Origin of the sequence: Companilactobacillus paralimentarius DSM 13238 = JCM 10415, from assembly GCF_001434985.1 — a bacterium.
Lineage (GTDB): Bacteria > Bacillota > Bacilli > Lactobacillales > Lactobacillaceae > Companilactobacillus > Companilactobacillus paralimentarius.
In genome coordinates, this window is sequence record NZ_AZES01000117.1 from 98,845 (window position 1) to 116,761 (window position 17,917).

Genomic DNA, 17,917 nt, shown 5'->3' on the forward strand with positions numbered 1-17,917 from the left:
AAATGTCTAAGGTTACAGTTATTAAAGCGGATATTGCCAATTTACCATTTCGTGTTGGTGGGATAGTCAATGCGGCTAATAGTGCTCTAATTCCTGGTGGTGGAGTTGATGGTGCATTAAATGCCAAAGCGGGATCTAGTTTAAAAAAAGATATGTTGGCTTTTAAAGGCACTCCTACCGGAACAGCGGTTTATACAAGAGCTTATAATTTGAATGCTGATTACGTCATTCATGCAGTTGGTCCGAGATATGTTGACGGACACTCAGGAGAGGAAGCGTTGCTAACTAGTGCCTATAAATCAGTAATGTTATTGACTCAAAAGTTACATTTATGGACGATTGCTGTCCCCTTCTTAAGTACCGGTGTATATGGATATCCTTTGTATGAAGCAATTTGGATTGCTATCAAAACAATTCAGGAATCTCAAGTCGATACAGAGGCTTTTTTGGTAGCCTTTGATGATCGAACTGAGAAAATAGCAAAGAGTATTTTAGAAGAGGATTAGTATCTTCTTGGGTTAGTTAAGAATGTAATTCAACAAAAAGTTATAACACTATCGAAGATGAAAATTTAAATATATTCAAAATTCTATTCAGACTTTTTTTGTGGCAGGTACTAAAAAGTGCCTACCAGACTTTAAAGTGCGTACTAGGCAAAAAGATCATTTCATTCTATATTAAGAATACAAATTAAACGATAATTAACGGAGGAACATTATGGATCTTCATTTAACAAATAAAAAAGCTTTAATTACAGGTTCTACTAAGGGAATCGGTAAAGCAATTGCAATGGAAATGGCAAAAGAAGGAACCAATGTCATTATTAATGGTAGAAAACAACCAGAAGTTGATAAAGTTGTAGCGGAAATTAAGGATAATTTTCCTAAAACACAACCACAAGGAATAGCAGCAGATCTAGCTAATGAAACTGATCGTGAGAAGTTATTTCAAGAAATTCCTGTGATTGATATTCTAGTTAACAATATGGGAATTTTTCAACCAATGGATTATTTTGATATTGATGATGCCACTTGGGAAAAATTTTATAGAGTAAATGTTTTGGCTGGAAATGCTTTGGCTAAATTTTATTTACCTAAAATGTTGGAGCAAGATTTTGGCAGAATTATCTTCATTGCTAGTGAAGAAGCAGTTATGCCATCAGGTGAAATGCCTCAATACAGTATGACTAAATCAATGAATTTATCTTTAGCAAAGAGTTTATCAATGTTGACAGTTGATACACATGTTACGGTTAATACAATTATGCCTGGTTCTACTTTGACTGAAGGCGTACAAAAGATGTTAGACGACATGTACAAGGATAGTGATTTACCTAAAGATAAGTGGGAAAAGGATTTCATGAAGAATCATCGTTCTCGTTCACAAATTCAACGTCTAATCAGACCTGAAGAGATTGGTCGTTTTACAGCCTTTGTCGCTAGTCCAGATGCTTCGTCATTTTCAGGTGAAGCATTACGTGTTGATGGTGGTCTAGTTCCAACCATTTTCTAAACTTAATGCTATGATGGAAAGCATTAGGAGGAAAGATTATGATTTGGTTATGGACTCATTTGATAACATGGATTGTTATGGCAATTATGATCCTGTTGGCGTTATTTACTAATACACATACTAAAATTTATGAAATGGTTACAAGAGTTGGTTATATAGTCATCATTGCGACGGGAATAAAGTTAGCAATTAGGGCTTGGTCAGTAGAACCAACCTTATTGATTGTTAAAATTATTGTGGCTTTGATTTTTATCGCTTTAGTTGAAATAGCCTTTGCCCGAAAGGCTCAAAAGAGTTTAAATCGTCCATTAATTTGGGCAGTATTAGTTTTCTGCATTGTAGTAGCTCTCTTGGGATTTGCTTTGGCAGGTTGGTATCCATTTGCATAAAAAAAACGACCTTCGGGTCGCTTTTTTAGTTAACCATCTGTTCGTTAACATATTGGGCATAAAGTTTATGATCTTTCATTAATTCTTGGTGACTCCCGTGACCAGTTACTGTACCTTTTTCGATAAAGTAAATTTGATCTGCATCAACGATGGTTGAAAGTCGATGTGCTATTACTAAAGTAGTACGGCCAATCATTAATTGATCTAAAGCTCGTTGAACCTTTTCTTCGGACTCAGAATCGAGGCTGGCAGTAGCTTCATCTAACATTAGAATTTTTGGATCACGTAGGAAAGCTCTAGCAATGGCAATTCTTTGTTTTTGACCACCAGATAGTTTGACACCACGTTCGCCAATTTGGGTTTCTAATTGTTCTGGAAAATTCTTTACGAATTCATCTGCATAAGCCAATTGAAGTCCGTGCCAAAGTTCTTTGTCAGTCAATTGATGATTTAAACCGTATTGAAGATTGTCACGAATACTGCCAGCAAAAACGGCACTATCTTGAGATACGTAACCAATTTGAGAACGCCAATTAGCTAGACTGATATCGCTGATTTCTTGCTGATCTACTTTGATCGTACCAGAATCAGGTTGGTAGAATCTTTCTAATAGAGCGAAGATAGTTGATTTACCACCACCAGAAGGTCCAGCAAAAGCAATGACTGTATTGGGTTTTGCTTCGAAGGAAACATCATGCAAAATGGGATGATCTTTGTCATAGCTGAAATTCAAGTGATCAGCTGTAATTGTTTTTCCTTCAACATCAATATCTTGACCAGTAGTTGTTTCAGGCTTGGTACTTAGGATTTCTTGAATTCTTTCAGTTGAACCCATGGCTTTTTGAACTTGGGAGAAGAAAGTAGCAAAGCTGGCTACAGGAGTAATGATGTTAAATAAATATAGTAGAAAAGCAACTAATGAACCACTTGTTAGTGTACCTTGTTGAATTCTAACAGCACCATAGCCAAGAATGCCGACAAAGATTCCTAACATAACGGTTGTCATGATTGGCTGCAAAACAGCTTCAACTTTTGCATCTTTAATACCGACTTTGAAGATACGATCAATCAAAGTTCCGCCGGTCTCTTTTTCAAATATTTCACCGTTACTTGACTTGATCAAACGAACTTCGGAAAGTTTTTCGCTGGCATCGGCATTGAAATCAGCTGTTGCGGCTTGAAGTTTGCGGCTTGAAGTTTGCGGCCTAAACGAGACATTATCTTTCCAATAGGAAGTAAGATCAAAACAATAATTGGAACAACGCCAAACATTAATGAAGCCATTTTCCAATCCATAAAGAAAAGAATGACCATTGAACCAATTAATTGAATGGCTCCGGTTATGAAGTTAGGGAATTGAGCAGTAATTAAATCTTTGATAACGCTAGTATCGTTAACTAGACGGGAACTGCTTTCACCTGACTTGTGATCATCGAAGTAGTCAACGGGTAATCTTAAAAGATGAGCCCAGAGTTTCTCAAGTAAAGTTTTGACTGAACTTTCGCCGACATATCTCAGAATGTAACCGCCAATTGTTCCAAAACCTAATTGAATCACAAATGCTAGGATTAAAACGACTAACATTTTACTATCTATCTTTGATAGGCCACTGGTATCAACCAACTTTTTGGTTAATTGGGGTACAACCAAACTGGCACCACTAGTTACTAAACTTAAAAGCATTCCTAACAGGAAAAGAGCCTTTTTCGGATTGACGCTGTTAATCAACTGTAGAAAATCTTTGAATTTGAAGGTACCAGTTCTTTTAGGTAAATCGCGTCTCATCATTGTTCCATCACGTATATCTTTATATCCTCACTAAATTAAAATTCGTTGCCACGCCAAAAGTTATTATGAAAGTCTGGTCTGTGACCGTGGTTATCATGATTGTTGTGATCACGTCTAAAATCAAATCCCGACATATGACGTCTGTCAAATGGCATGTTGTGCATATTTTTTCTCATTTCATCACGCATACGATCAATTTCTTCAGGATCCATGTTCTGATGCATCTCCATCATTTGATCACGCATGTTCAACATAGCCTTAAAACGATCAGTTGGATCGACAAACTTTTCGGAGTTCTTTTTGAAATCATCGTCCCAACCATCAGAAATCTTTTGAAGGTAAGTACTAAATTGTTGTTTCTCATCATCAGTTAGACCGGCTAAGAAAGTCTCACTATAACTTTCGTTCTTCAAAGCCGCGTTTTCTTCGGCTTTTTGACGTCCTTCATCAGTTAAGTAGACATGTTTGCTACGCTTATCTTCAGGATCTTCTTGACGATTGATGAGACCTTTAGTTTCCATTTTCTTCATCAATTCAGCTAGAGAACTAGGTCTAAGATCTAGAACATTGGCCAAATAATTTTGAGTTAAGCCATCCTCTAGCTTCAAAATGGCCAAAACGCGTTGTTGACCAGTTAATTTTTGTTTCTTTTGGCTCATGAAGTAGTTTCCTGCTTCTCCAATAAAACGTAATTGTTTCATTAAATCATCTGTAAGTTTGCTCATAATTTATATTCCTCATTTCTTTTTCAATTGATTCGGTACCGAACTTTATTACGAGAATGAATTATAGTTCGGTACCGAATCATTGCCAACGATTTATTTCTAAAAATTATATTGAAACAAAATAGTTGACTTTAATAATTAAAATCTCTAGAATACAAACAGTAAAAATTATCATTTATATATGTGAGGGAAATATGCGTCAGAATATTATATTAGAGTGTAGTAGGACTAACGAACGACTCTATCTAACAAGCAAGAATAAACAAAATAACCCAGAACGTTTAGAATTAAAAAATATTCACCAAAATAAAAACAAAGAGAAATTTTTAAAGAGGTAAAATAATGGCTAAAAAATCAAAGATTGAAAAGAATAAGAGACAAGCAGAATTGGTAGCAAGATATGCTGAAATTCGTAAGCAATTAAAGGCTCAAGGTGACTATATTGCCTTGTCTAAGTTACCTAGAGATTCAAGTCCTGTCAGAATTAAGAACCGTGATTCACTAGACGGACGTCCACACGCTTATATGCGTAAATTTGGAATGTCACGTTTGAATTTTCGTAAGTTAGCACATGAGGGTAAAATCCCTGGTGTTCAAAAAGCTAGCTGGTAAGGAGAAATTATGGAACAAGTAAAAACTGCTACAGCGTATAGACAATTAAAGAGTCCTAATATCAAGACACGTAAGCGTGCTTTGCGTGTGATTAAAGATAGTAAAAAGAGATAAAAATGAACAGCGACTATTCAGAATAAACATCCTGAATAGTCGCTGTTTTAGTTTTTTAAGTTAAATAATAAAAGGTATTTTTAATCGGATTTATTTTTATCTAAAGATAACTTCGTTATAATTGGTGTATTAAATTATTTGGAGGAATTTGATGGCAGACTATAGAATTGAAGAAGACACTTTAGGTGCAGTAAAGATACCTCAAAAAGCTCTCTGGGGACCACAAACAGAGCGTAGCCGTAATAACTTTTCCACAGGTGCAAAGATGCCTTTGGAAATCATTAAGGCCCTTTTACAGATTAAGAAGGCTGCCGCAATTGCCAATAAAGAAGCTCATGCAATCAGTACGGAAAAAGCTAATTTGATTGTGAAGAGTATTGATCAACTATTGAGTTTAAATGATGAAGATCTTCAAAAAGATTTTCCATTGGTGGTATACCAAACAGGCTCTGGTACACAAACTAATATGAATGTGAATGAAGTAGTTTCACATGTTGCTCAAAAAATTGATGCCAAATTAGAAATTTTACCAAATGACGATGTTAACCATGGTCAAAGTTCAAATGATATTTTTCCTACAGCAATGAATATCACGGCAGCTTTGGCTGTGGATAAATTAGAAGAATCAACAGAACATTTAATTGATGAATTGAAACAAAAACAAGAAAAATATTGGAAAGTAGTTAAGATTGGTCGTACACATTTACAAGATGCTACTCCGTTAACTTTTGGTCAGGAAGTTAGTGGTTGGGTCAGTATGTTGGAACATGATCTCTCATATTTAAAGAATCTCAATCAAACACTTAGTGAATTGGCAATGGGCGGAACTGCCGTTGGAACAGGATTAAACGCAGCACCAGGATTTGCTGATAAAATTGCTGAACAGATGAGTCAAGTTTACAATCATCCGTTTACCGCTGATACCAATAAATTTTATGGCTTAGCTGCTCATTCTGGCTTGAATGTCGTGCACGGTGCTATTAAGACCTTGGCTAGTGATTTAATGAAAATAGCTAATGATGTTAGATTTTTAGCAAGTGGCCCTAGATCGGGTTATGGTGAATTAAATATTCCTGCTAATGAACCGGGATCATCAATCATGCCAGGAAAAGTTAATCCTACCCAGGCTGAAGCTATCACGATGGCTGCCGTACGTGTGATGGGAAATGATGTTGTTGTTACAATGGCTTCTAGTCAAGGTAACTTTGAAATGAATGTCTATAAACCAGTTTTGATCAGTACCTTCTTAGAGTCCGCTGAATTATTGACAGGAACAATGTATGGTTTTGCTGATAAAATGATTGCTGGTTTGACTGTTAATAAAGAGCGTATGACAGAATTGGTTGACCGCTCGCTTATGACAGTTACGGCTTTATCTCCACATATTGGTTATCACCAAAGTGCAGAAATTGCTCAAAAAGCTCAAACTGATGGTACAACTTTGAAAGAGGCCGCTATTAAGTCAGGTCTAGTGACAGAAGAACAATTTGATAAATGGGTTGTACCGATTGACATGACTAATATCGAGGAGAAATAAAATGGCAGAAAAATTTATTTTTACACCAACTAAAATCGACCAATTGAAAGATAGTTATGATGTGATAATTATTGGTTCTGGTGGCGCTGGTCTGACAAGTGCTATTCAAGCTTATGAGTTGGGACTTTCTCCGGTTATCTTAGAAAAGATGGATAAGCTTGGTGGTAACACGACTCGTGCTTCTTCAGGTATGAACGCTGCCGAAACCTTTGTTCAGTTGAATCATAAAATTGTGGATAGTTTTCAAGATTTCTACGACGAGACCTTTATCGGTGGGGGAAAACAAAATAATCCTGAACTGTTAAAAATTTTCACTGAGCATGGAGCTTTAGCAATTGATTGGTTGGCACAACATGGAATTGAGCTGGATGATTTAACAATTACTGGTGGGATGAAAACGATGCGTACACACCGTCCTAGTTCCTTGGCACCAATTGGTGGTTACTTAGTAACAGAATTGTTGAAGTTAGTGGATAAATATCAAATTCCTTTGTTTGATAATATTAAAGTTGATCAATTATTGATGAAGAATGATCGAATTGTTGGTGTGAAGGCATCAGCAGATAAGAAAATTGAAATTCATACGAAGGCTGTTATTTTGGCTACTGGTGGATTCGGTGCAGGTAAGGATCTTTTGGCTAAGTATCGTAAAGATTTGACCAGTTTAAAGACAACTAATCAACCGGGTGCTACTGGTGATGGAATTAAATTAGCTCAAAATATTGGTGCTAAATTAGTTGATATGGATCAAGTTCAAGTTCATCCGACTGTTCAACAAGATACACCGCATGCCTTTTTAATCGGTGAGGCTGTTCGTGGTGAAGGAGCAATTCTAGTTAACAATGAGGGCAGACGTTTTGTTAATGAACTGGACACACGTAAAAATGTCACCCAAGCTATTGATGACTTAGGTGGGACCGGAGCCTATTTAATTTTAGATACAAGTATCCGTCAACGAGTTAAAGCCATTGAGTTTTATGATCATGTCGGTTTAGTAGAAAGTGGAAAAGATTTAACTGAATTGGCAGAGAAGACGAATTTGAATCCAGAGAATTTGCAGGCAACAGTAGAAAAATGGAATAAAGCCGTTGAAGCTAATAAAGATAGTGAATTCAATCGTAGTACAGGAATGGAAAGAACCATTTCTCAAGGACCGTTCTTTGCAATCCATATTGCACCGGCTGTTCATTACACAATGGGTGGTGTAGCAATTAACCATAATACGCAAGTTTTGAATACTGATAATCAGGTCATTGAAGGCTTGTTTGCAGCAGGAGAAGTAGTCGGTGGTTTACATGGAAATAATCGAATTGGTGGTAATTCGATTGCAGAAACAGTAGTCTTTGGTCGGCAAGCAGGACAACAAGTTTTTAAATACTTAAATTAAAGAAGAACACACATATCAACCGTATGGAATACTTTGGTTGATATGTGTGTTCTTTTTCTATTGATATGTTGTGATAACAAAAAGTGTGGAGAAGAATCAAAATCTAAGTAAACAATTTTTGTTACATTTTTTTTGATTTAATGATGTAGTAGAATGGATATTAACAAATTTAATAAAATTATATTTAGTGTTTAACAAGGGGGGATTAAATGGATTTTATAGGGCCGTTATGTTTAATTTTAATTACAACTACAATAGCCGGCCATTTTGCCAATCGTATTGGGATACCTGCTGTTATTGGTGAACTGTTGGTAGGAATCGTATTAGGACCAGCGATACTTGACTGGATAAAATTAGATGGGCTAGTTAATGCTTTCTCCGACATTGGGGTTGTTATTCTGATGTTTTTAGGTGGATTAGAAAGTGATTTGAAATTATTACGGAAATATTTGCGTCCTGCCATTATTGTGGCCATTTCTGGGGTCATCTTGCCAGCTTTAATCATGGGTGGCGTGACTTATTTGTTCGGTTTTTCCTTCCTCGAATCTCTATTTATCGGAGTTGTCTTCTCGGCTACTTCTGTCTCCATTTCAGTAGCTGTACTAAAACAATATAAGGCTTTGTCGACTCGTGAGGGAGCTACTATTTTAGGTGCTGCGGTAGCAGATGATATTATTGGTGTTTTATTATTGTCATTGATGATCAGTTTGTTGGCTAGTCAAGGGATTCATGCGGGTGGACATCAGCCGGGAATTTTGATTATTCTTTTGGAACAGTTAGCTTTCTTCTGTGGAACCTTTTTACTGGTAAAATGGATTGCGCCATATTTGATGCATTTGGGTGAACGTCTAATTGTGCCATCAAGCGTTACAATCATGTCGATGATTATCTGTTTGAGTATGGCTTGGTTAGCTAATATAGTCGGTTTGAGTGGTGCTATTGGTGCTTTCTTTGCCGGAATCGCCGTGGCTAATACACCATATAAGAGTATTTTGGCCGATCATGTTGAGCCCCTAGGAAATTCGATTTTTATACCTGTTTTCTTTGTAAGTGTTGGTTTGAATATGACTTTAAATCATTTTTTGAGAAATTTGATGTTGGTCATCGTATTAGTTATTTTAGCTGCTTTAACCAAGTGGCTTGGTTGTGGATTAGGCGCTAAGTTCAGTGGTTTTGATAACTTGAGTAGCTCAGTCATTGGAACGGGGATGATAGCTCGTGGTGAGATGGGCTTGATTACCGCACAAATTGGGCACCAAGCCGGTTTATTGAATAATACCGATTATTCAGCCATTATCTTAGTTATTATTTTAGTGACTTTGATTTCACCGTTGTTATTGAAGCAAACTTTGAAAAAATCATTGGCTCAAGATTAGAATTTTAGATATCAGTTATTTTAAACAGGTATCTATTTTTTTATGTAAATAAAATAGTTGATTTTTATTTATTTAGGATGTACCGTATTAGTGTAGCAGGACAGTATGGAGGAGGAACAATGGAATATATTGATAACATTCCGATATATTTGCAGATCAAAGAAACTTTATATCATAAGATTATTGCACATGAGTATGAACCAGGTTCGCAATTACCGTCGGTACGACAATTGGCAGTTCAGTTTACAGCTAATTCTAATACCGTTCAAAAAGCTTTAAAGGAAATGACTGAAGAGCATATTATTGCAGCTCAACGAGGTAAAGGTAATTTCATAACGAGCGACGAGACAATTATTGGGGAATTGAGGGATCGTATTGTGAAGAGTACATTGGATGAAACATATGATAAATTACACGCTTTAAAAATGAGTAATGACGAAATAATCGATAGTTTTATCAACTATGTTAAACAGAGGGATGATGACCATGAGTAAAATTCTGGAGATTGATAATCTTAGTTATCGAAAAAATAGTAAGACAATTCTCAATCATATTAATTTGAGCCTAGATAGTGGAAAGATTATTGGTTTATTAGGTGAGAATGGATCTGGTAAAACTACTTTAATGCGTTTGATTGCGGGAGTTAATGCTAGTAGTGAAAAGAATATTGCGGTTAATGGCATGACACAGAAATCTAAAATTAAATCTCAAGTTAGTTTGAGTGATTATTTAGATGGTTTCGCTAGAAGTTCAAGAATTGATGATATCGTTAGATTTTATCGTAATGCTTATAGCGACTTCTCCGATGAAAAATATAAAGAAATTTCTGAGTATTTGAATTTAGACGCTTCTAAGCGTTTGTCATCATTGTCAACAGGTACTCGAGGGAAGTTAGTAATAGCCTTAGCTTTATCAAGAGAAACTAAGTTGTATCTTTTGGACGAACCTTTAAATGGTATCGATAGTATGTCACGTAAGAAGATCATCAGTAGTATTATTCGTTGGAAGACTGAAGATTCAACAATTATTATCAGTGATCACTATGTGACCGAAATCGCTAGTTTGTTGGATGATATTGTGATCATCAAGGATCAGACGGTTTATGAAGTCGATTCTGTAGAAAATATTCAAATGAAATATCATTTAGGAATCGAAGAATATTACGAAAAGGTTTATGAAGGGGGATTAGCCCGATGAGTAATTTTTGGGGAGTAAGCAAAAACCTAATGTGGAATAAATTCAAATTGATGAATTGGATTTTAGTAATTGACGCAATAGCCATTGTAGTTATTTTTTTCATCAATCTTTTTAAAATGGGATATAGTAGCTTTGAACTTATTCCAGTATTATTTGTTTCAAGCATAATGATCGTTAATCTTGTTAGTGTTGTTATGTTGGCACGTGTTAATGAACGTGTCCTGACAAGTAGTAATTATCGTTTGATCCCTATTTCTGATACGAAATTATATTTAAGCAATATATTGACAACATTTTTGGCAACTGTTTATCTATGGATTGTGGAAACTGTTATAAACGGTTTAGTAGATTTAATCGCTATAACAATTAAATACTCTAAATATAAACAGTTAAATGGCAACGTAAGTTCCCAAGATATTATGGCAGCAATTCAATTTCTATTATTTATGGCTTTAGCTACTATCGTAATTTGGTCTGGTATTACTTTGATTCATTTTATTGTTAATTTGGTCAGTGGCTTTTTACCATTTGGTCGACAAAAATTTGTTTTGTTCTTAGTTTATTTAGTTGTCATTGGCTTATCACTATGGGCTTTTAATTATGTTATGTTCAATATTTTTACAGCGTTCTATCAAAATGGTTTCCAAATTGATACCGTTAGACAATTGAATTCAACTTTGTGGATTGGTTCAGGCATTGCCTGTGTTTGGATAGTACTCTTTAGTGTTATTAATATTTATTTGATGAAACGTTGGATTGAGACGGTTCGTTAGGATATAAAAAAGATCATCCGGAAGGATGGTCTTTTTTTTTATGCTTATTAGTGATTTTGAGTTGAATAGGTTGATGATTTTTTTAAGAATTCAGTATCATCAGGATCGGATCCAACACGTTTATTACTGTCCAATTGAGAAATTTGTTCCATTTCTTCAGGGGTTAAATTGAAATGATAGTCAAATAATTGAATATTTTCTTTAATACGATTCTCATGAATTGATTTAGGGATGATGATCTCACCACGTTGAATATGCCAACGTAAGACTACTTGTGCTGGTGATTTTTGATGATTCTCAGCAATTTGTTTAATAACTGGATCGGCAATAACCTTGTTGACGCCACCACCAAGTGGACTCCATGATTCATGGGCAATGTGATGATCCTTTAAGTATTTATGAAGTTCATTTTCTTGGAAATAAGGATGAGTTTCAATCTGATCAACCATTGGAGCAATCGTGGCCGTCTTCATTAACTGTTCAATATGATGAGCCTTGAAGTTTGAAACACCAATAGCCTTAATCTTGCCTTGTTTATATAAGTCTTCCATAGCCCGCCAGTTTTCTTCAAAACCAGGTGCTGGCCAATGAATTAAGTATAAATCTAGATAGTCCATATCTAACTTTTTCAATGACTTATTGAATTGAGCAATAGTTTCATCATATCCGCGGACATCATTCCAAACTTTAGTAGTTATAAAAAGATATTTACGATCAATTCCTGTTGTCTTAATTGCCTTGCCAACAGCTTCTTCGTTGTCATAAAAACTTGCGGTATCAATATGTCTGTAGCCACTCTCAATAGCCCACTTAACACTATTAAGAACTTCATCGTCGCTCATTTGGAATACACCTAGGCCGACTTGAGGGATTGTAACACCATTTGTTAATTCAATATAAGGAATATTTGTTGTCATAAATTTACCTCCCATTTTTCAAATTCATTATAGTGCTGACTTGGTAACAGCGGAAGTTCTTCATTTGTATATAAATTGTTTAAAACATGTAAATTTTATAAAAGTATATTTTACAGAAAGTTAATCGTTAATTTACATTGCTTTGTTAATCTAAGATTGTTCGAAAAAATGAAATAGAAAGTTGGGAGTTAGTTATGAAAAAAGGGCGATTATTAACCGCTTTTCTAGGGGTATTTTTATTATTAACCGGTGTCTTAGCTGGTTGTTCTTCAAAGAGTTCAGCTTCACCAAAAGCTGGTAGTAACAGCAGCAAGGAAATCACAATGGTTTTCTATCCAAATGAATCAGCTAAAAACTTCAGTGCTTCAAGAAAAGCATTGAAGGAAGAATTACACAAGGCAACTGGTAAGAAAATTAATATTCAAACAACTACAGATTACAATATTGCCATTGAAGCTATTGCTTCAGGTAAGGCTCAATTAGCATTTATGGGTGCGGATGGTTATATTCAAGCACATGCTAAGAATGAAAAAGTTGTTCCATTGCTTCTCCAATCAGGTCCTGATGGTACAACTAAGGGTGCCAGTTACCGTTCATATTTGATGGTTCAAAAAGATAAAGCAGACCAATACAAAAAAGACGGCAAGTACAGTATTGATAACATTAAAGGTAAGAAAGCATCATTTGTTTCAACAAGTTCAACTTCAGGTTTCGCCGTACCAACAGATGAAATTCAAAAGCATTTTAAATTAAAAAACAAAGACCAATTATCAGAAGGTGGCAAATTCTTCGATAAAGTTCTTTACGGTAGTACTCACCCAGGTTCAGCTATTAACTTACTAAAAGGTGATGCCGACGTTGCTGCATTTGACGATGGTGATCTTACACCATTCCTAAAAGTTACATCCGGTAGTTATGACAAGGTTGGTTCAACATTTACTGTAAGAAGTGATGCTGATGCACCATTCGCAGAATTCAAAGGTAAGGAATTAGTTAACCTTTCAGTATTGCCAGTACAAAATGGACCTTTCGTTGTAAATTCAAAAGCTCTAAGTAAAGATGATATTGACGCAATCGCAAAACACTTTACATCAAAAGATATTACAAATAATAAAGACCTATTTTCTGACGGAAAAGGTAAAACACCAACTCTATGGCAAAAGAAAACAGACAAAACTGTTCTTCTAAAAGTTGATGATGAATGGTACAAACCTACTCATGAACTAGTTGGTAAATAAAGAGGCGGCCTATGTTAGAAGTTAAGAATTTAGACAAAAGTTACCAAAAAGATCATCCAGCTCTAACAAACATATCCTTCAGTGTTAAGCCAGGGACATTTGTGGCTATTATTGGACCATCTGGTGCAGGTAAAACTACAATTTTGAGAAGCTTGAATCAATTGATTAAAGATGACAATGGAGAAATTCTTCTTGATGGTAGTAATATTCGTTCAGCTAATAAAGCTCAATTAAGAAAATATCGTCGTCAGATTGGAATGGTTTTCCAAAATTACAATTTGATTGAGCGATTGACTGTTATTGAAAATGTTTTACATGGACGTTTAGGCTATAAATCAACTTTGGCAGGTGTTTTCGGCCGATATACTCAAGCTGAAAAAGAAGAGGCCATGTCTTTATTGAAAAAGGTTGGTTTGGAAGACTTTGCATTACAAAGATGTTCTGAATTAAGCGGTGGTCAAAAACAACGAGTTGGGATTGCCCGTTCTTTGATTCAACATCCAAAAGTCATTTTGTGTGATGAACCGATTGCCTCACTTGATCCAGCATCTGCACAAACTGTAATGCAATTACTTAAAGATTTAACTGAAGAATACAATTTGATTTGTGTTGCTAATTTACATCAAATAAATATGGCAAAAAAATATGCTGATCAAATTATTGGCATTCGTAAAGGACAACTGGTCTTTGATGAGGCCGCTGATTTGTTATCAGAAGATATTTTGAGGACGCTCTATGATCAAGACATTACAAAGGAGCTTGAATAATGCAATCTTCTGCAAAATATTTAACACGCAAAGGTTGGTATCAAACCGCGATAATCGCAATTATTGGCGGTACCTATATATTAGGTAGTTGGATTCTAAACTTTGATAATTTAAGCGGACTAATGGCAGTTCCCAGAGCCTTTGGGTGGTTAGGCATAAACTTTCAACCTACAGCTAAGTCAGTAGAGTATCTACCCAAAATTTGGCAAAAATTGATGCAAACGGTGTTGTTGGCCATTTCTTCAACAGTAGTGGCTGCCATTATTTCCATCTTTGTAGCTCTAATTGGTTCTAAAGTCACTGGTATAAATGGCTTTGTTCAATTGATTGTACGTGGAATAGCTTCTTTCTTTAGAAATATTCCATTAGTTGCTTGGTCAATGATTTTATTATTTTCATTTAAACAAAGTGATTTTACTGGATTCTTAGCTTTGCTATTAATGTCCATTGGGTTTTTAATTCGTGCTTTTATGGAGATTATTGAAGATGAGGCGAGTGAGACAATGTTGGCTTTGAAGGCTACAGGAGCAAGCTACTTCCAAGTTATCTTTCAAGCTGTTTTGCCACAAATCTTGCCAAGTGTTCTAAGTTGGATTCTTTATATGATAGAAAATAATGTTCGTGATGCTACGTTGGTTGGGATTTTGACAGGTACAGGAATTGGATTCATTTTCGATTTGTATTACAAGAGCTTTAGATTTGATGCTGCTGGAATGACTGTCTTGTCCATTATTATTGTGGTAATTGGACTGGAATTAATTTCAAATCAAATTAGAAAGGTGATCTTATGATAGATAGCGAAGATAGGGTTATTAAAAAACCTCAGTTACCAAGTTCACCCAACATTAAACTACATGAGACTAGTTTATCCCGAGTAATGATTTTACTAGTATTTGTCTCATTATTGTTGATCACAGGTTTTACACTGACGCATTTGGATACTGCTAACGTGCAGTTAAATGCGGCAGTTAAAGAGTTAACATCAACACTCCACCAAATGTTTTTACAACCTAGTACTGGTAGTGATGGATTAGGAGAATTATTACAAGGTTTAGGGATGAGTTTACTCATTTCAATTATGACAACCATTATTGGAGCTGTATTTGGATTCTTCTTTGCTGTTCTGGCTTCCAAGAATCTAACCAATGTTTATCTAGGAACAATAATTAGAGTTGTTATGGCCGTTGTAAGAGCTATTCCAACAATTATCTGGGCTTTGATCTTTTCCATTGTCTGCGGATTAGGATCAACTGCAGCTATTTTAGGTTTAAGTTTCCACAGTGTGGCCTACTTAACAAAAGCTTATTCAGAGAGTATTGAAGGAATTGATAAATCTACTATTGAATCGCTGGAAGTTACAGGAAGTAAATTTTGGGTGATTGTATTTCAAGCTATTTGGCCAACCATCATGGCCTCGTTTGTCTCATGGACATTTATTCGTTTAGAGATTAACTTTGCTAATGCAATTGCCGTTGGTGCAGCCGCTGGTGCCGGAGGAATTGGATATCAATTATTCGTTGCTAGTGGTATGAGTTTTGATTTCCACGAAGTAGGATTTATCGTTTACTTAATTATTTTAGTAACATTTTTGCTTGAGTTTATTGCGGTCAAAATAAGACATTTCTATTTAGATCGTTAAGTTAGGGAGAGAATTTTTATGATTGAAGCAGTTATTTTCGACTGGGCGGGAACAACCGTTGACTATGGAAGTTTAGCACCAGTCACCGCATTCAAAAAAGCATTTAAGGATGCCGGAATAGAATTAAGTGATGAAGAAATTCGTCGAGATATGGGAATGGCTAAGTGGGATCACATTGGCAAAATTCTTAATCTTGATGATGTTAAGCAGCAGTGGCAAGAAAAATATTCAGCATTACCCAACAATGATGACCGTAAGAAAATCTACGCCGGTTTTCAACAATCATTGATTCATTATTTGAAAGAATATACAGAGTTGAAATCAGGCGTATTGAAGACTTTTAATTATTTGAAGGATTACGGCATTAAAGTTGCAACTACTACTGGTTATACTGCGGAAATGATGAAAATTGTTGAATATAAAGCTGCAGAATATGGTTATACCCCTGATCTGGTTGTGACATCAGAAGATGTTAATAATCAAGGGCGTCCTTCTCCAGCAATGATCCAATTGATTATGAGAAAATTTAATATTGATGATTCCAAGAAGGTACTTAAAGTAGGGGATACTTTAGTAGATATTGAAGAAGGTCGTAATGCTGGTGTCAAAACAGTTGGGATAGTCGAAGGCAGTAGTTTAATGGGATTATCACAGGTTGAATTTGATGAATTGGATAACGAGCAACAAATTGCTAAACGTAATGAAGTGAAACGCAAATTTGAATCTGTTAATGCTGATTTTATAATTGACAGTATTTATGACTTGGTTCAAATTATTGAATATTTAAATGAATCGATGGATAAAAAATGGTAAAAAAATATTTGCTTCTAACACCCGGACCATTAACCACCAGTGAAAAAGTAAAAGGTGCAATGGATTTTGACTACTGTACTTGGGATGATGATTATAAACGAATAACACAGTCATTTCGTCATTCGTTATTAGATTTAGCACAAGTCAGTGAAAAAGAATATTCAGCTGTACCGATTCAAGGTAGTGGGACATATGGGGTTGAATCGGTAATTAGTTCGACTATTTCTGACAACGATAAATTGTTTATTGCTATTAATGGCGCTTATGGTAAACGTATCAGTGAAATGGCTGACGTTTATGGTATTAAGCATGTTGATTTAGTTGTTGATGAAAGACAACCAATTACTTTGGAACAGGTCACAAAAGTTTTGGATGAAAATCCAGATGTAACTCATTTTGCAATGATTCATTGTGAAACAACAACTGGAATTCTAAATCCAATTGAAGAAATTATTCCCAAAGTTAGTGATCGTGGAGTAATTACAATTGTCGATGCAATGAGTAGTTTTGGTGGAGTTCCAATTGACATGAAAGCTAATAAAATTGATTTCTTGATTAGTAGCTCTAATAAATGTATTCAAGGTGTACCTGGATTTTCATTTGTTATTGCTAGAAGAAGTATTTTAGAAGCCGCTAAAGGAATTGCTAGAACACTGTCACTTGATCTATATGATCAATATGCTGAAATGGAACGCAATAATGGTAAGTGGAGATTTACTTCACCTACTCATGTTGTTCATGCTTTTGCAGAAGCTCTAAAAGAGTTGAATGAAGAAGGCGGCGTAGTGGCCCGTCATCAACGTTATGTGAATAATCAAAAGCATTTAGCTGCTGGTATGGAAGAACTTGGTTTTAAGGTTTTAATAGATAGAAAATTCCAATCACCAATTATCACATCATTTATTTATCCAAGTGATGATTTTGATTTTCATAAGTTTTATCAAGAATTAAAGGAAGATGGTTTTGTTATTTATCCTGGAAAAATTTCTCAAGTACCGACATTTAGAATTGGTAATATTGGAGAAGTTTACGATGAGGACATTACAAAATTATTATTAGCTGTTAAAGAAATCGTTGATAGGACGAATTTACAATTGAAGTGCAACGAGTAAGAAGAAAATAAAAAAGAACTC

At 35.3% G+C, this 17,917-nt stretch carries 19 protein-coding genes and 2 pseudogenes; 18 read left to right on the forward strand and 3 right to left on the reverse strand.

Annotation, left to right across the window (positions count from 1 at the left end; all coding sequences use genetic code 11):
* Positions 1–2: 2 nt before the first annotated feature.
* The 3 genes from FD33_RS10165 (at position 3) to FD33_RS10175 (ending at position 1,901) form a co-directional block, all read left to right on the forward strand.
* Positions 3–506 carry a macro domain-containing protein gene (locus FD33_RS10165; protein ID WP_025084441.1) on the forward strand — a complete coding sequence of 168 codons (504 nt, stop codon included), beginning with the start codon at positions 3–5 and terminating at the stop codon, positions 504–506.
* A gap of 211 nt (positions 507–717) precedes the next feature.
* Positions 718–1,512, forward strand: a complete 795-nt coding sequence (locus tag FD33_RS10170; RefSeq protein WP_025084442.1) for an SDR family NAD(P)-dependent oxidoreductase — start codon at positions 718–720, stop codon at positions 1,510–1,512.
* Between the two features lie 38 nt (positions 1,513–1,550).
* On the forward strand, positions 1,551–1,901 hold the full coding sequence (locus FD33_RS10175) for a DUF1516 family protein (RefSeq protein WP_034543773.1): 351 nt from the start codon (positions 1,551–1,553) through the stop codon (positions 1,899–1,901).
* 25 nt (positions 1,902–1,926) lie between these two features.
* Here the strand turns inward: FD33_RS10175 and FD33_RS10180 are convergent.
* Both FD33_RS10180 and FD33_RS10185 read right to left on the reverse strand, forming a co-directional pair.
* Positions 1,927–3,689: pseudogene (locus FD33_RS10180) on the reverse strand (ABC transporter ATP-binding protein).
* Between the two features lie 35 nt (positions 3,690–3,724).
* Positions 3,725–4,414 (reverse strand): MarR family winged helix-turn-helix transcriptional regulator, encoded by a 690-nt coding sequence (locus FD33_RS10185; RefSeq protein ID WP_025084444.1) that lies wholly within the window; start codon positions 4,412–4,414, stop codon positions 3,725–3,727.
* 194 nt (positions 4,415–4,608) lie between these two features.
* On the opposite strand from FD33_RS10185, the pseudogene rpmG reads away from it, so the two are divergent.
* The 9 genes and pseudogenes from rpmG to FD33_RS10220 all read left to right on the forward strand — a co-directional run bounded on the left by rpmG (position 4,609) and on the right by FD33_RS10220 (position 11,410).
* A pseudogene (rpmG, locus tag FD33_RS12500) lies at positions 4,609–4,724 on the forward strand (50S ribosomal protein L33).
* Between the two features lie 32 nt (positions 4,725–4,756).
* The gene (gene rpsN / locus FD33_RS10190; RefSeq protein WP_025084445.1) at positions 4,757–5,026 is read left to right on the forward strand and encodes a 30S ribosomal protein S14; all 270 of its coding nucleotides are present in this window, start codon (positions 4,757–4,759) and stop codon (positions 5,024–5,026) included.
* A gap of 9 nt (positions 5,027–5,035) precedes the next feature.
* A complete protein-coding gene (locus tag FD33_RS12770) occupies positions 5,036–5,140 on the forward strand; it encodes a putative metal homeostasis protein (protein WP_158136981.1) in 105 nt (34 codons plus the stop codon).
* 151 nt (positions 5,141–5,291) lie between these two features.
* A complete protein-coding gene (locus FD33_RS10195) occupies positions 5,292–6,677 on the forward strand; it encodes a class II fumarate hydratase (protein WP_025084446.1) in 1,386 nt (461 codons plus the stop codon).
* Position 6,678: 1 nt separating this feature from the next.
* Positions 6,679–8,064 (forward strand): flavocytochrome c, encoded by a 1,386-nt coding sequence (locus FD33_RS10200; protein WP_025084447.1) that lies wholly within the window; start codon positions 6,679–6,681, stop codon positions 8,062–8,064.
* A 209-nt stretch (positions 8,065–8,273) separates the two neighbouring features.
* Positions 8,274–9,440, forward strand: coding sequence for a cation:proton antiporter (locus FD33_RS10205; RefSeq protein ID WP_025084448.1), 1,167 nt, complete (start codon positions 8,274–8,276; stop codon positions 9,438–9,440).
* 119 nt (positions 9,441–9,559) lie between these two features.
* Positions 9,560–9,934: a GntR family transcriptional regulator gene (locus FD33_RS10210; RefSeq protein WP_025084449.1), complete on the forward strand. Its 375-nt coding sequence runs from the start codon at positions 9,560–9,562 to the stop codon at positions 9,932–9,934.
* On the forward strand, positions 9,927–10,637 hold the full coding sequence (locus FD33_RS10215; protein ID WP_056955952.1) for an ATP-binding cassette domain-containing protein: 711 nt from the start codon (positions 9,927–9,929) through the stop codon (positions 10,635–10,637). Before FD33_RS10210 ends, FD33_RS10215 begins: the two co-directional genes overlap by 8 nt.
* Positions 10,634–11,410, forward strand: coding sequence for a hypothetical protein (locus FD33_RS10220; RefSeq protein ID WP_025084450.1), 777 nt, complete (start codon positions 10,634–10,636; stop codon positions 11,408–11,410). Before FD33_RS10215 ends, FD33_RS10220 begins: the two co-directional genes overlap by 4 nt.
* 47 nt (positions 11,411–11,457) lie before the next feature.
* Here the strand turns inward: FD33_RS10220 and FD33_RS10225 are convergent, their stop codons facing one another.
* A complete protein-coding gene (locus FD33_RS10225; protein ID WP_025084451.1) occupies positions 11,458–12,327 on the reverse strand; it encodes an aldo/keto reductase in 870 nt (289 codons plus the stop codon).
* Between the two features lie 194 nt (positions 12,328–12,521).
* Here FD33_RS10225 and FD33_RS10230 point away from each other — a divergent pair, with 194 nt between their 5' ends.
* The 6 genes from FD33_RS10230 to phnW are packed head-to-tail and all read left to right on the forward strand — an operon-like array spanning position 12,522 to position 17,896.
* Positions 12,522–13,565 (forward strand): phosphate/phosphite/phosphonate ABC transporter substrate-binding protein, encoded by a 1,044-nt coding sequence (locus tag FD33_RS10230; RefSeq protein ID WP_025084452.1) that lies wholly within the window; start codon positions 12,522–12,524, stop codon positions 13,563–13,565.
* Between the two features lie 11 nt (positions 13,566–13,576).
* Entirely contained in the window at positions 13,577–14,332 is a 756-nt protein-coding gene (gene phnC / locus FD33_RS10235; RefSeq protein ID WP_025084453.1) for a phosphonate ABC transporter ATP-binding protein, read from the forward strand.
* Positions 14,332–15,123, forward strand: a complete 792-nt coding sequence (locus tag FD33_RS10240) for a PhnE/PtxC family ABC transporter permease (protein WP_025084454.1) — start codon at positions 14,332–14,334, stop codon at positions 15,121–15,123. Before phnC ends, FD33_RS10240 begins: the two co-directional genes overlap by 1 nt.
* Positions 15,120–15,971 carry a PhnE/PtxC family ABC transporter permease gene (locus tag FD33_RS10245; protein ID WP_025084455.1) on the forward strand — a complete coding sequence of 284 codons (852 nt, stop codon included), beginning with the start codon at positions 15,120–15,122 and terminating at the stop codon, positions 15,969–15,971. Before FD33_RS10240 ends, FD33_RS10245 begins: the two co-directional genes overlap by 4 nt.
* A gap of 18 nt (positions 15,972–15,989) precedes the next feature.
* Entirely contained in the window at positions 15,990–16,784 is a 795-nt protein-coding gene (gene phnX / locus FD33_RS10250) for a phosphonoacetaldehyde hydrolase (RefSeq protein ID WP_025084456.1), read from the forward strand.
* On the forward strand, positions 16,778–17,896 hold the full coding sequence (phnW, locus tag FD33_RS10255) for a 2-aminoethylphosphonate--pyruvate transaminase (RefSeq protein WP_056955953.1): 1,119 nt from the start codon (positions 16,778–16,780) through the stop codon (positions 17,894–17,896). The genes phnX and phnW overlap by 7 nt, the downstream gene beginning before the upstream one ends.
* Positions 17,897–17,917 lie beyond the last annotated feature (21 nt).

Bases quoted from the DNA above. Each gene is read 5' to 3' on its own strand.
- FD33_RS10165 (WP_025084441.1), top strand. From the start codon at position 3: ATGTCTAAGGTTACAGTTATTAAAGCGGATATTGCCAATTTACCATTT.
- FD33_RS10170 (WP_025084442.1), top strand. From the start codon at position 718: ATGGATCTTCATTTAACAAATAAAAAAGCTTTAATTACAGGTTCTACT.
- FD33_RS10175 (WP_034543773.1), top strand. From the start codon at position 1,551: ATGATTTGGTTATGGACTCATTTGATAACATGGATTGTTATGGCAATT.
- FD33_RS10185 (WP_025084444.1), bottom strand. From the start codon at position 4,414: ATGAGCAAACTTACAGATGATTTAATGAAACAATTACGTTTTATTGGA.
- rpsN (WP_025084445.1), top strand. From the start codon at position 4,757: ATGGCTAAAAAATCAAAGATTGAAAAGAATAAGAGACAAGCAGAATTG.
- FD33_RS12770 (WP_158136981.1), top strand. From the start codon at position 5,036: ATGGAACAAGTAAAAACTGCTACAGCGTATAGACAATTAAAGAGTCCT.
- FD33_RS10195 (WP_025084446.1), top strand. From the start codon at position 5,292: ATGGCAGACTATAGAATTGAAGAAGACACTTTAGGTGCAGTAAAGATA.
- FD33_RS10200 (WP_025084447.1), top strand. From the start codon at position 6,679: ATGGCAGAAAAATTTATTTTTACACCAACTAAAATCGACCAATTGAAA.
- FD33_RS10205 (WP_025084448.1), top strand. From the start codon at position 8,274: ATGGATTTTATAGGGCCGTTATGTTTAATTTTAATTACAACTACAATA.
- FD33_RS10210 (WP_025084449.1), top strand. From the start codon at position 9,560: ATGGAATATATTGATAACATTCCGATATATTTGCAGATCAAAGAAACT.
- FD33_RS10215 (WP_056955952.1), top strand. From the start codon at position 9,927: ATGAGTAAAATTCTGGAGATTGATAATCTTAGTTATCGAAAAAATAGT.
- FD33_RS10220 (WP_025084450.1), top strand. From the start codon at position 10,634: ATGAGTAATTTTTGGGGAGTAAGCAAAAACCTAATGTGGAATAAATTC.
- FD33_RS10225 (WP_025084451.1), bottom strand. From the start codon at position 12,327: ATGACAACAAATATTCCTTATATTGAATTAACAAATGGTGTTACAATC.
- FD33_RS10230 (WP_025084452.1), top strand. From the start codon at position 12,522: ATGAAAAAAGGGCGATTATTAACCGCTTTTCTAGGGGTATTTTTATTA.
- phnC (WP_025084453.1), top strand. From the start codon at position 13,577: ATGTTAGAAGTTAAGAATTTAGACAAAAGTTACCAAAAAGATCATCCA.
- FD33_RS10240 (WP_025084454.1), top strand. From the start codon at position 14,332: ATGCAATCTTCTGCAAAATATTTAACACGCAAAGGTTGGTATCAAACC.
- FD33_RS10245 (WP_025084455.1), top strand. From the start codon at position 15,120: ATGATAGATAGCGAAGATAGGGTTATTAAAAAACCTCAGTTACCAAGT.
- phnX (WP_025084456.1), top strand. From the start codon at position 15,990: ATGATTGAAGCAGTTATTTTCGACTGGGCGGGAACAACCGTTGACTAT.
- phnW (WP_056955953.1), top strand. From the start codon at position 16,778: ATGGTAAAAAAATATTTGCTTCTAACACCCGGACCATTAACCACCAGT.